Genomic DNA, 12,785 nt, shown 5'->3' with positions numbered 1-12,785 from the left:
TGGGAAATCGTGCGCGAAAAATCACGGTTGACGGTGGTGGGGATCGGAGCTGACGGGTGGTCCGGCCTGTCGGAGCAAGCCCAAGCACTCGTCCTCGGCGCCGACGTCGTGCTGGGTGCGCCGAGGCAGCTCGACTACCTGCCGCCGGAGGTCGACGGCGTCCCTTGGCCGTCGCCGTTGCTGCCCGCGCTCGACGCGTTCATCGCGGAGCACGAAGGACAGCGGATCTGCGTCCTGGCCAGCGGCGATCCGTTTTTGTCGGGGGTCGGCACTACGCTCGTGGCACATGGATACGAGGTCGACGCGTTCCCCGCGCTCTCGTCGGTGACACTGGCCAGGGCCCGGCTGGGCTGGTCCGCCGAAGAGACCGAGGTGGTGACGCTCGTCGGCCGCTCGTCGGCTCGCGTCGCCCGGGTGCTGGCCCCGCGGCGGCGGGTGCTCGTCCTGGGTGCCGACGCGACGGCTTTGCGCTCCCTCCTCACCGTGCGGGGGTATGGCGAGAGCGAGCTGTTCGCGCTGGAGAACCTGGGCGGGCCGGAGGAGCGCATCACCGACGGCTGGGCGGGCGAACCCGGCCCGCTGACGGTGTTCGCGCTGGAGTGCGTGGGCCCGGCGCTGCCCCTGATCGGCATCCCGGACGACGTGTACGCCCACGACGGCCAGCTGACGAAGCGCGACCTGCGGGTTTCGGCCCTGTCGAGGCTCGCGCCGAGCCCCGGCGAGCTGCTGTGGGACGTCGGCGCGGGCGCGGGCAGCGTCGGCATCGAGTGGTCGCGGCTGCACGGGCTGAACCGGGCGGTCGCGATCGAGCGGGACGCGGAACGAGCGGAGCGGATCGGCCGCAACGCGGTGGACCTGGGAGTACCGGAGCTGGAGGTGGTGACGGGAGAGGCACCGGAGGTGCTGAGCGCGTTGCCCGCCCCGGACGCGGTGTTCATCGGCGGCGGGGTGACGGTGGCAGGAGTGCTCGAGACATGTGTGGCCACCGGGGCCCGGGTGGTGGCGCACGGGGTGACGGTGGAGGCGGAACAGGTGCTGGCGCGGGCATATGCGGAGCACGGCGGCGAGCTGGTGCGGATCGGGGTCGAGCGAGCGGCCCCGCTGGGCGGTTTCACCGGCTGGACACCGGCCCGGGTCGTGACGCAGTGGAGCAGCCGATGACCGTGCACTTCATCGGGGCCGGGCCGGGGGCCGCCGACCTCATCACCGTGCGGGGGCGCGACCTCCTCGCCCGCTGCGGGGTCTGCCTCTACCCGGGCAGCATGACCCCCACCGACCTCCTCGCCTACTGCCCACCCGAAGCCGAACTCGTCGACACGGCGAACCTCAGCCTCGAGCAGATCGTCGCGCGGATGGTGGCGGCCCACCGCGCCGGGCACGAGGTCGCGCGGCTGACCTCCGGTGACCCGTCGCTCTACAGCGCCGTCGCCGAGCAGATGCGGCGGCTCGACGTGGAAAACGTGCCGTACGAAGTCGTCCCCGGCGTGCCCGCCTTCGCCGCGTCGGCCGCCGTGCTGCAGCGCGAACTCACCGTGCCCGAAATCGGGCAGAGCCTGGTCATCACGCGGGTCCAAGCGCGCTCCACGAAGATGCCGCCGGGCGAAACCCTCGCCGCCTTCGCCGCCACCGGAGCAACTCTCGCGCTGCACCTCGCGATCAACCACGTCGAGCGGGTGGCCGCCGAACTGATCCCGCACTACGGCGACGACTGCCCGGTCGCCGTCGTCGCGCTCGCGACCCAGCCCGGGGAAACCGTCGTGCGCGGGGTGCTCGGCGACCTCCCCGCCCTCGTCCGCGAAGCCGGGATGACCCGTGCGGCCACCATCTTCGTCGGGCGGGTGCTCGCCGCCACGAACTTTCCCGACAGCTTCCTCTATTCGAGTGCCCGGGACCGGGCCGACCAACCGGAGTCGTTGTGACGGAACTGCGCTGGGGCCTGCTGGCCGCCGGGACGATCGCCGGCCACTTCGCCGCGGGTGTCGACGAAAGCAAGCACGGCACGCTGGCCGCCGTCGGCGCGCGCGACGCCGGCCGGGCGCGGGACTTCGCCGCGCGGTTCGACATCCCGAAGGCGTACGGCAGCTACGAAGACCTGCTCGCCGACCCGGACGTCGACGCCGTCTACGTCTCGACACCGCACGCCCTGCACAAGGAGTGGGCGATCGCCGCCGCCGAAGCGGGCAAGCACGTGCTGTGCGAGAAGCCGCTGACCATCACCGCGGCCGACGCCGAAGAGGTCATCGCCGCCGCGCGGAAGCACGACGTCTTCCTCATGGAAGGGTTCATGTACCGGCTGCACCCGCAGACCCGGCGGCTGGCCGAGCTGATCGCGGCCGGTGCGATCGGCGAGGTCCGCGCGGTCGACACCACCTTCTCCTTCGACAGCAACCCCGAGGAAACGGCCCGGCTCAGTGATCCGGCGCTCGGCGGGGGCGGGATCCTCGACGTCGGCTGCTACTGCACCTCGCTGGCCCGGCTGGTCGCCCAGGCCGCGACCGGCGAAGCCGTGGTGGAGCCGACCGAGGTCAGCGGGATGGCCCGGCTGAGCGCGGACGGCGTCGACGAGTACGCGACCGGCCTGCTGCGGCTGCCCGGCGACATCCTCGCGACGATCTCGTGCGGCATCCGGCTGACCCGCGAAGACGGCATCCGCGTGTACGGCTCGCGCGGGCACCTCCACATCCCGCGGCCCGCGTGGATCCACCCGCTGCGGACGCCGGGCACGTCGCAGATCATCCTGACCCCGGCCGGCGGCGAGCCAGAGGTCATCGAGGTCGAAGCGACCCAAGGCGTCTTCGCGCGCGAAGCGGACCACGTCGCCGCGCACGTCGGCGACCGGCAGGCACCCGAGCTGACCTGGGCGGAAACCCTCGCCAACCTGCGGACCCTCGACCGGTGGCGCGAGGCCGTCGGGTACGGACGTCCCCGGTGATCCTCATCCTCGGCGGCACCGGCGAAGCCCGGAAACTCGCCGAAGACCTCACAGCGCGCGAAGTCCGGGTCGTCTCTTCGCTGGCCGGACGCGTCGCGCGGCCGCGGCTGCCGGCCGGCGAAGTGCGCGTAGGCGGCTTCGGTGGTCCCGAAGGGCTCGCGACCTGGCTCCGCGAGAACGACATTGAAGCCGTCGTCGATGCCACGCACCCCTTCGCCGAGCGCATCGGCGCCAACGCGGCGAAGGCGGCCGAACTGACCGGCACGCCCCTCCTGCGGCTCGCCCGCCCGGGCTGGCAGCCGGGCCCCGAGGACGTCTGGCACTGGGCGGACGACCTCGCCGACGCCGCCCGCAAGCTCCCCGAGCTGGGGAACCGCGTGTTCCTCACCAGCGGCCGCCAGGGGCTGCCCGCCTTCGCGCACCTCGACGACCTGTGGTTCCTGATCCGCTGCGTCGACCCGCCCGAGCCTCCGCTGCCGCGCCACCACGAGCTGATCCTGGCCCGCGGGCCGTACGAGGTGGCCGCCGAGCGCGAACTGCTCGGCCGCGTGGACGTCCTGGTCACCAAGGACTCCGGCGGCGCCCAGACCAGCGCGAAGCTGACCGCGGCCCGGGAGCTGCGCAAGCCCGTCCTGGTCGTCCGGCGCCCGCCCCGCCCGGTGACCGAGACCGCCGCCACCGTCCCCGAAGCCGTCGATTGGGTACTGCACCGATGATCGAAGAGTTCTACGAAGTCCTGCGCAAGCGCCGGGACGTCCGCGGCGAGTTCACCGGCGCACCCATCCCCGAAGCGACCCTGACGAGGGTCCTCGAAGCCGCGCACGCCGCGCCCAGCGTCGGGCTCACCCAGCCATGGGACTTCGTGCTGGTCGACGACCACCCGACGCGCGAGACGTTCGCGAAGCACGTCCACGAAGAGCGGGAGGTGTTCGCCGCGCAGCTCACCGAAGACCGCGCGAGCACCTTCGCGAACATCAAGATCGAGGGCATCCTCGAGTCGAGCCTCGGCGTCGTCGTCACCTACGACCCGGCCCGCGGCGCGCCCGACGTCCTCGGCAGGCACGCCATCGCCGACGCCGGCCTCTACTCGGTGTGCCTGGCGATCCAGAACCTCTGGCTCGCCGCCACCGCGGAAGGCCTCGGCGTCGGCTGGGTGAGCTTCTACCGGGAGCCGTTCCTGAGCGAGCTGCTCGGCATCCCGGACGGCGTCCGGCCGGTGGCGTGGCTCTGCGTCGGCCCGGTGAGCCGGCTCGAGACCGTGCCGGACCTGGAACGCCACGGCTGGCGCAACCGCCGTCCCCTGACCGAGGCGGTCCACCACGGGCGGTTCACCCCGCGTGATCCGGGGGCTGCGTCAGCCGCCGACCGCTGACCCGTTAGCGTTGCGCCGATGCGTCTGATTGCCGTAGCGCTGGGGTTGCTCTCGGCCTTGTGCGCGCTGGCTTTCCCCTTCCTGCCGGTGGTGCAGGACACGGCGGAGGTCGTCTGGCCCACCGGCAGCGACACCCGCTCCGTCAACGCGCCCTTGACCGGGTACTGGGCGCAGGACCTGCGCGCCGAACTGCCGTGCGCGGCGATCCGCTCGGTCGACGCCCGCACCAACGGCCCGGGCCTGCTCTTCGCCACCGTGCCGGACGGGCGCACCGACCCGAACGCCGGCAAGGGCGTCGGCCTGCAGCTGCGCGTGGACAACGGCGTGCTGTTCGCCTCCAGCCAGGGCCAGCAGATCGCCCAGCAGCCGCTGCCCGCCGAGAAGTGCGACGTCGAGCTCGACGTCGACGCGACGCAGATGACCCTCGCCGTGGCCGGGACGCCGATCTTCCACGCCGAAGGGGACGTCCGCCCGCGGGTCGTCGGCATCTACTCCTCGATCAACTCGAGCAAGGACCCGATCGCCGGCCTGCACGTCTCGGTCGTGCCGGACACGCGCTACCAGACGTCGCCGACCGCGCTGAAGATCGTCGTCGGCGTGGTCGCCGTGCTGTCGCTGATCGGCTGCATGATCGCGGTCTGGCGCCGTGACTCCGGCTTCGCGCGCCGCGCCCCGCGCTGGGCGCCGGTCGGCTGGTGGCGGCTGACGCTGCGCGACGCCACGGTGATCGCCGCGCTCGGCGCGTGGGTCTTCATCGGGCCGGTGACTTCGGACGACGGCTACATCCTCACCATGGCCCGGGTCACCGAATCGACCGGCTACCTGACGAACTACCACCGCTGGTTCGGCGTCGCCGAGGCGCCGTTCGGCTGGTTCTACCACGTCTTCGAGCTGATGACGCACGTCAGCACGGTGCCGCCGTGGATCCGGCTGCCGTCGTTCCTGCTCGGCGTGCTCAGCTGGCTGCTGATCAGCCGTGAGGTGATGCCGCGCCTGGGCACCCAGATCCGCACCAGCCGCCCGGCCAGCTGGGCCGCCGCGACGGTGTTCCTGATCTGGTGGATGCCCTACAACAACGGCGTCCGGCCGGAACCGGTGGCCGCGCTCGGCTCGCTGCTGGCGATCTGCGCGGTCGAACGCACGCTGGTCACACGGCGGCTGCTGCCGCTGTGCCTCGGCCTGACCGCGGCCGGGTTCACCCTGGCCGCGACGCCGACCGGGCTGATCGCGGTGGCGCCGTTCCTGGTCGCCGCGCGGCCGCTGTTCAAGCTGGTGCGCCAGCGCGCGAACGAGAGCGGCTGGCTCCCGGTGCTGGCGCCGGTCGCCGCGGCCGGGCTGCTCGTGCTGGTCGTGGTGTTCGCCGACCAGACGTTCGCGACCGTGCAGGAGGCCACCCGGATCCGCACCCAGGTCGGCCCGAACCTCTCGTGGTTCCAGGAGCTCGCGCGCTACCAGCTGCTGTTCGAGAGCCTCCCCGACGGCTCGGCGCCGCGCCGCTTCCCGGTGCTGCTGGTGGTGCTGTGCACGGCCACCTGCCTGGTGATGCTGCTGCGCCGCGGCCGCATCCAGGGCGCGTCGCTCGGCCCGGCGCGCCGGCTGATCGGCACCACGGCGTTGTTCTTCCTGCTGCTGGCCCTGACGCCGACGAAGTGGACGCACCACTTCGGCGCGTTCGCCGCGGTCGGCGCGTCGATGGCGGCGCTGACCGCGCTCGCGACCAGTTCGACGGTGCTGCGGTCCAAACGCAACCGCGCGGCCTTCCTGGCCGGGCTGCTGGTCGTCGCGGCGCTGGCCGCGACCGGGCCGAACACGTACTGGTTCGTCTCGCGCCTCGGCGTCCAGTGGACGAACGTGGCGCCGTCGATCGGCGGCATCGGCCTGTCCACGATCCTGCTGGTGGCGGCGGCGATCGCCGGGGTGTACGCGTTCGTCGAGAACGTCCGCGCGCACCGGCCGGGCCTGCCCGCTCAGCCCCAGGAAGGCCGGTTGCGCGCGCTGCGGCTCGGGTCCCTTTCGCTGGTGGTGGTCTGCGGCCTGGTGGCGGCGGGCGAGTTCGTCACGATGGCGTGGGCGATCCACAACCAGGCCGGCAGCTACAGCCTGGGCGCGGCGAACGTCGGGCACCTGTTCGGCAAGAGCTGCAACCTTTCCGACCACGTGATGGTCGAGCGCGACGCGGCGACGAGCATCCTGCACACGCAGTCCGAGCAGCGGACCGTCGCGGAGAAGCCGCAGGAGAACTCGCCGCTGCCGAACCCGGACCAGGACAACGGCCGCGTCCAGACCGGCTTCCACACCCGCCCGGTCGACGACAAGGACCCGCTGGCCGAGCCGCCGCACGGGTTCACCCCGGAGAAGGTCCCGATGTGGTCGAGCTTCCTCGACCCGGAAACGCGCGCCGGACGGCTGCGCAGCGACTGGTACGCGCTGACGGAGAAGCCGGCGGACGGCCAGGTCGTGGTGGCGACCGCGGGCGCGGCCCGCCGCCCGACGTCGGTCAGCCTCGACTACGGCCACAACACCCCGGACGGCGTGAAGATCGTCCGCAGCCAGTTCATGCTGCCCCCGGGCGCGGGTACCGGCGGCTGGAACGACACCCGCATCAACCTGCGCGACCTCCCCCCGGAGACGGACGCGGTCCGCATCAACATCGTCGACAACGACCTCACCGAGGACGGCTGGATCGCGGCGTCCGCCCCGCGCGTCCCGACGTTCACGACGCTGACCGACCGCATCGGCTCGAAGCCGGTGTACGTGGACTGGCCGGCGTCGTTCGTGTACCCGTGCGTCCAGCCGGTGACGTCCCACGACGGCATCTCCCAGGTCCCGGCCTACCGCATCACGGCGGGCGGCCTGGCCGACGAGGCGAACTGGGCGTCGTCGACGAACGGCGGGCCGATCGGGTGGCTGGAGGAGCTGGCCGAGGAGCCGGAGGTCCCGAGCTACCTGATCGGGCAACCGAGCCAGTCGTGGGGTCAGCTGCTGCAGATCGAGCCGTTCACGGAAGGCATCGCGCCGACGGTGGTGCACGGGGAGAAGACGGTGCCGGGCTGGTGGTCGCCGGGTCCGGGGCCGCGGCAGCCGAACGGCAAGGACCCGACGCGCTGAGCCGGACGGCGGTCTTCGGTACCGCCGTCCGGGTGTGCGCACCGGCCGTCGCTCTACCCTGAGTGGCACAAAACAATAGGTGAAAAAATACACCGCCCGAAATATCCATTACCCGCATCGACTCGATCACGAAACTGGTCAGTTCCCATTCCCGGAACTAGCTTTCTCCTCGCCCCTCCACCGTCGCAGGGGTGACTTCCCCGAGGAGGAGCAGTGATGCGCAGACCCGTGATCCGGCTGATCGCGCTGGCCGCAACGGCCGTAACGGCCGCCGGTCTCCTGGTCGGGGCCGCCGCGGCCAGCGACCGGACCCCGTTGCCGGGCAGCGTCCCGGCCTGGGCGAAATCATCCGCCCGTACCGGGGCGGCGAATTCGGCGGACAATGTGGCGTTTCGCGTTTACCTCGGCTGGAGCGGCGACGCGGCCGCCGCGGCGAACAGCGTCTCGACGCCGGGCTCCGCCGCCTACGGCCGGTACCTCACCGCCGCGCAGTTCCGGCAGCGGTTCGCGCCGTCGCAGAACGACGTGGGCGCGGTGCAACAGTGGCTGCGCAAGGCCGGCTTCGACGTCGGCTACACCCCGGGCAACCACCGGTACGTGCAGGCCGAAGGGACGGTCGCGCAGGCCGCGGCGGCGTTCGGCACGAGCTTCGGCGAGTACAAGGTCGCCGGCAAGACGCTGCGCGCGCCCGAGCAGGACCTGTCGCTGCCCGCCGGCCTCCCGTCGAGCGTCAGCGCGGTCGTCGGGCTCGACGAGTCGTTCGCGCTGCTGCAGCCGTCCGCCGGCCCGGCCGCGTCGCCGTCCCCCGCGTTCGTCAACGCGCCGCCGTGCTCGGCCTACTACGGCGAGAAGACCACCGCGACCACGCTCACCCCGGACGGCGTCAAGGTGCCGGACGCCTACGGGCACCCGAACCCGTGGGCGCCGTGCGGCTACACGCCCGCGCAGCTGCAGAGCGCGTACGGCGTCCAGCAGGCCATCGCCGCCGGCACCAACGGCGCCGGCCAGACCGTGGCGATCATCGACGCCTACGCGTCGCCGACGATCCTCTCCGACGTCAACACCTACTCCCGCCTGCACGGCCTGCCGCAGCTGTCCGGCAACCAGTTCACCCAGGTGGCGGCGCCGGGCGTGTACGGCAGGCCGCAGAACCCGAAGCAGGACCCGCAGGGCTGGTACGGCGAGGAGACCCTCGACGTCGAGGCGGTGCACAGCATCGCGCCGGGCGCGAACATCGTCTACGTCGGTTCGCCGAACAACTACCAGGACCTCGACGCGGCGATGAACCACGTCGTCGACCAGCACCTGGCCTCGATCGTGACGAACTCCTACGGGTTCTCGACCGAGCTGCTGCCGACCGGCTACGTCAAGCCGTTCAACGACACGCTCATCGAGGCGGCGGCGACCGGGATCGGCGTCTACTTCTCCAGCGGGGACAACGCCGACGAGACCGGCGGCGTCGCGGCGAACTACCCGAACGCGACGCCGGACTGGCCCGCGGTCAGCCCGTGGGTGACCGCGGTCGGCGGGACGTCGCTCGGCGTCGGCAAGAACGGCGAGTACCTGTTCGAGACCGGCTGGGAGACCGGGCGGTCGGTGCTGACCAACGGTGCGTGGGTGCCCACCCCGCCGGGCGAGTTCTTCGGCGGCGCCGGTGGCGGCACGAGCCGGCTGTTCACCCAGCCCGCGTACCAGGCCGGAGTCGTGCCGAACGCGATCGCGACGGCGAACGGCGCGCGCCCGCAGCCGATGCGCGCGGTGCCGGACGTGGCCGCGCTGGCCGACCCGAACACCGGTTTCCTGGTCGGGCAGACGCAGGCGTTCCCGGACGGCACGGCGAAGTACAGCGAGTACCGCATCGGCGGCACGAGCTTGGCGTCACCGCTGTTCGCCGCGTTCGTCGCGCTGGCGCAGCAGCGGGCGGGCCACGAGTTCGGCTTCGCCAACCCGCTGCTGTACGGGCGGGCGGGCAGCTCGGCGTTCCACGACGTCAAGCAGCCGCCGTCGCCGATGGCGGTCGCCCGCGTCAACTACAACAACTCGGTCGACGCGTCAGCCGGGTACTCGGCGGCGAGCCTGCGTTCGCTGGACGCCGACGCCGTGCTGACGATCCACGTCCGTGACGGCTACGACGACGTCACGGGCATCGGCACCCCGAACGGAGCCGCGTTCCTGACCGGCCTCGGCTAGTAGCTGCGTGGGGTCCAGACGACACCGTCTTCCGCCCGGGTGCGGCTGGACCCCACGATCAGCAGGCAGCGCATGTCCACAGTGGACGGGTCGAGGTCGCCCAGCGTCGTGATCCGGATGTCTTCCTCCGGGCCGCCCACATCCCGCGCGACCACGACGGGAGTCGACGGCGCGCGGTGGCGGAGCAGGACGTCCCGGGCGTCGGACAGCTGAGTCGTCCGAGTACGCGAAGCCGGGTTGTACAGCGCCAGCACCAGATCCGCCGCGCCCGCCGCGTCCAGGCGCTTCTCGATGATCTCCCACGGCTTCAAGCGATCCGACAGCGAAAGCACGCAATAGTCGTGCCCCAGCGGCGCGCCCACCCGGGACGCCGCCGCCTGGGCCGCCGTCACGCCCGGGACGATGCGGACCTTCACCCCGGTGCCGTGGCCCGCGGCCACCTGCTCCAAGACAGCCGACGCCATCGCGAACACGCCCGGGTCGCCCGAGGAAACGACCGCCACCCGGGCACCGTCAGCGGCGAGGGAGAGAGCCTCGCGGGCGCGGTCGGCTTCGACCCGGTTGCCCGACGCGTGCCGCTGCTGCCCGGCCTTTTGCGGCACCCGCGCGACATACGGGCCGTAGCCCACGATGTGCTCGACCTCGGCCAGCTCGGAAGCCGCCTCCGGGGTCAGCCACTCCGGACCTGCGGGCCCGAGGCCGACCACCACGACCTCGCCACCGGACGCGGCCTCCGCCGGAGCAACAGGAGGCGACTGGCGTGACGCGTAGGCGGGCGAGGGCAGCAGCGCCAAGGAGAAGTACGGCACCGAAGCGGGGTCGACCTCGCCGAGGGGCTCGATTCGCTGCTGTCCCCACGTCGCGCGCTCGACGAAGACGGCGTCGTCGAGCTTCCCCGCCTCCGCGAACGCCTCGCGCACCGAGTTGAAGGTCCGGCCGAGCTTCAGGACGGCCGCCGCGTCGGTGTCGGCCAGGCGGCGGGCCAGTTCCGGGGCCGGGAGGGTGCCCGGGAGCACCGTCAGGACCTCGTCGCGCTGGACGAGCGGGCGGCCGAGCACCGAGGACGCCGCGCTCACCGACGTAACGCCGGGCACGACGATCGCCTCGAACCGGCCGGCGAGCCGTTCGTGCATGTACATGTACGAGCCGTAGAAGAACGGGTCGCCTTCGCAGAGCAGGACGACGTCACGCCCGGCGTCGAGGTGCTCCGCGAGCCGTTTCGCGCTCAGCTCGTAGAAGTCCGCGATCGCACCCTCGTAGCCGCCCGGGTGGTCGGTCGTCTCCGTGGTGACCGGGTAGACGAGCTTCTCCTCGATCTGCCCCTCGCGCAGGTACGGCTCGGCGACCGACCGCGCGATGCTGCGGCCGTGGCGCGCGCTGTGGTAGGCGATCACCGAGGCTTCCGAAATGAGCCGCGCCGCCTTGACCGTCATCAGTTCCGGGTCGCCGGGGCCGAGGCCGACGCCGTACAGCTTGCCGAGGCTCATTCTTCGGCGCTCGCCAGTGCGTTGATCGCCGCGACGGCCATCGCGCTGCCGCCGCGCCTGCCGTGCACCACCAGGTACGGGGCCGGGGCGCGCTTCGCCAGCTCCACTTTGGACTCCACGGCGCCGACGAACCCGACCGGCACGCCGATGATCGCCGCGGGCGCGCCGACACCTTCGTCGAGCATCTCCAGGAGGCGGAACAACGCCGTCGGCGCGTTGCCGATCGCCACGACCGAGCCGGGCAGCTTGTCGCGCCACAGTTCCAGGGCCGCCGCCGAGCGCGTGGTGCCCATTCGCTCGGCGAGCCCGGGCACGCTCGGGTCGGACAGGGTGCAGAGGACTTCGTTGGCCGCGGGCAGGCGACGGCGCGTGATGCCGCTGGCGATCATCTGCGCGTCGCACAGGACCGGAGCGCCGGCTTCGAGCGCGGCCCGGCCCGACTCCACGACGTCGAGGGTGTAGCGCAGGTCGTCGACCAGATCGACCATGCCGCAGGCGTGGATCATCCGGACCGCCAGCCCGGCCACGTCGTCGGGCAGGATCGCCAGGTCCGCCTCTTCGCGGATCGTGGCGAACGAGTGCCGGTAGATCTCGGCACCGTCCCGCAGGTAGTCGATCACAGCATTCCCTTCACCTCGTCGAGCGGCACCCAACGGCCGTCGACCCGATATCCGTCCGCTTCGGCGACAACGTCCACATGGGACTGCGACGGCTTGCCGCACCGCCGTTCGCAGCCCGAAAAGTGCGCGCGCAGGCCGGGCTGGAACACCGCGTCGGCGCGCACGTCGGCGCGCGACTTCGCGCAGCCGGGCCGGCCGATGCAGGCGGTGGTGCCCAGGGCTTCCGCACCGAAGCCCAGCCGCTCGAAGACATCCGCGGGCACGTCCGGCAGCACCACGGACTTCCACGGCGTGACCAGCGCCGTTCCGAACTCCGCCAACGCGCGCGCCTGCCCGGCCGAGAGCTGCCCGAACCGCGGCACGACACCCGCGGCGAGGCCGCCGTCGTCCCGCTCGATCAGCCCGGCCGGGACCTCGACGCCGGCCCGCGGCACGGGCGTCCCACGCCAGGCCGGGTCGTCGAGTTCGGCGACGCGCCAGGCGGTCCCGCGCACGCGGCCGAACTCGAGCGCGACGTCGATCAACGCGGCGACGGCGTCCGCGCGCGCCACCCGGCGCCCGGTGTCGCCGCCCGCGAGCAGCAGCGTGCCCTCGTCCGGGCCGGTCGCGCGCCAGCAGACGTCGGCGCCTTCCCCGGCGACGTCCCCGCGTCCGTCGTCGAAGGCGAAGAGGAACCGCCCGGGCAGCCCGGCCAGCTCGGGTGCCGCGCACAGCGCAAGGTCGAGCGCCGCGGCCAGGCCCCGGACGTCGGCGAGCCCGCCGCGCAGCCCGCTCAGCGGCGACGCGAGGACGTTCCGGACCCGCTCGTGAGACGGCGACGGCAGCAGGCCGGCGTCGGTCAGGCGCTCCGCGAGACCGGGCCGGGTGACCCCGCGCAGCTGGACGTTGCCGCGCGAGGTGAGGTGGAGGTCGCCGTCACCGCACGCCTCGGCGGCGTCGGCCAGCGCACGCAGCCGCGCCGCGGAAATCGTGCCGCCGGGCAGCCGCACCCGCGCGAGTGGCCCGTCGGCGGCGTCGTGCGGTGCGAAAACACCAGGGCACGCGTCGGCTCGCACGCGTGCTGGGGTCGGCATGGG

Annotated in this window: 10 protein-coding genes; 7 read left to right on the top strand and 3 right to left on the bottom strand. The window is 72.7% G+C overall.

Going from position 1 to position 12,785, the window contains the following annotated elements:
* The first annotated feature begins 33 nt into the window (after positions 1-33).
* The 7 genes from cbiE (at position 34) to H4696_RS44905 (ending at position 9,602) form a co-directional block, all read left to right on the top strand.
* Positions 34-1,161, top strand: coding sequence for a precorrin-6y C5,15-methyltransferase (decarboxylating) subunit CbiE (cbiE, locus tag H4696_RS44935; protein WP_211299637.1), 1,128 nt, complete (start codon positions 34-36; stop codon positions 1,159-1,161).
* Entirely contained in the window at positions 1,158-1,919 is a 762-nt protein-coding gene (gene cobM / locus H4696_RS44930; RefSeq protein ID WP_086857818.1) for a precorrin-4 C(11)-methyltransferase, read from the top strand. Before cbiE ends, cobM begins: the two co-directional genes overlap by 4 nt.
* Positions 1,916-2,932 carry a Gfo/Idh/MocA family protein gene (locus tag H4696_RS44925; RefSeq protein ID WP_086857817.1) on the top strand — a complete coding sequence of 339 codons (1,017 nt, stop codon included), beginning with the start codon at positions 1,916-1,918 and terminating at the stop codon, positions 2,930-2,932. The genes cobM and H4696_RS44925 overlap by 4 nt, the downstream gene beginning before the upstream one ends.
* Positions 2,929-3,648, top strand: coding sequence for a cobalt-precorrin-6A reductase (locus tag H4696_RS44920; RefSeq protein WP_086857816.1), 720 nt, complete (start codon positions 2,929-2,931; stop codon positions 3,646-3,648). The genes H4696_RS44925 and H4696_RS44920 overlap by 4 nt, the downstream gene beginning before the upstream one ends.
* Positions 3,645-4,304, top strand: a complete 660-nt coding sequence (gene bluB, locus H4696_RS44915; RefSeq protein WP_086857815.1) for a 5,6-dimethylbenzimidazole synthase — start codon at positions 3,645-3,647, stop codon at positions 4,302-4,304. The genes H4696_RS44920 and bluB overlap by 4 nt, the downstream gene beginning before the upstream one ends.
* 18 nt (positions 4,305-4,322) lie before the next feature.
* Positions 4,323-7,412: an arabinosyltransferase domain-containing protein gene (locus H4696_RS44910; RefSeq protein WP_086857814.1), complete on the top strand. Its 3,090-nt coding sequence runs from the start codon at positions 4,323-4,325 to the stop codon at positions 7,410-7,412.
* 216 nt (positions 7,413-7,628) lie between these two features.
* Positions 7,629-9,602, top strand: a complete 1,974-nt coding sequence (locus H4696_RS44905) for a S53 family peptidase (protein ID WP_086857813.1) — start codon at positions 7,629-7,631, stop codon at positions 9,600-9,602.
* Here H4696_RS44905 and H4696_RS44900 read toward each other — a convergent pair.
* From H4696_RS44900 to H4696_RS44890, 3 genes are read right to left on the bottom strand one after another with little or no spacing between them, the layout of a single operon-like run.
* Positions 9,599-11,089, bottom strand: a complete 1,491-nt coding sequence (locus H4696_RS44900) for a precorrin-2 C(20)-methyltransferase (RefSeq protein WP_086857812.1) — start codon at positions 11,087-11,089, stop codon at positions 9,599-9,601. The genes H4696_RS44905 and H4696_RS44900 overlap by 4 nt on opposite strands.
* Positions 11,086-11,709, bottom strand: coding sequence for a precorrin-8X methylmutase (locus tag H4696_RS44895; RefSeq protein WP_086857811.1), 624 nt, complete (start codon positions 11,707-11,709; stop codon positions 11,086-11,088). The genes H4696_RS44900 and H4696_RS44895 overlap by 4 nt, the downstream gene beginning before the upstream one ends.
* Positions 11,706-12,782: a precorrin-3B synthase gene (locus H4696_RS44890; RefSeq protein WP_086857810.1), complete on the bottom strand. Its 1,077-nt coding sequence runs from the start codon at positions 12,780-12,782 to the stop codon at positions 11,706-11,708. The genes H4696_RS44895 and H4696_RS44890 overlap by 4 nt, the downstream gene beginning before the upstream one ends.
* Between the last annotated feature and the right edge of the window lie 3 nt (positions 12,783-12,785).

Source organism: Amycolatopsis lexingtonensis (assembly GCF_014873755.1).
GTDB lineage: Bacteria > Actinomycetota > Actinomycetes > Mycobacteriales > Pseudonocardiaceae > Amycolatopsis > Amycolatopsis lexingtonensis.
Note: the sequence above shows the minus strand (reverse complement) of the source record. Positions and strands in the feature narration are given on the sequence as shown.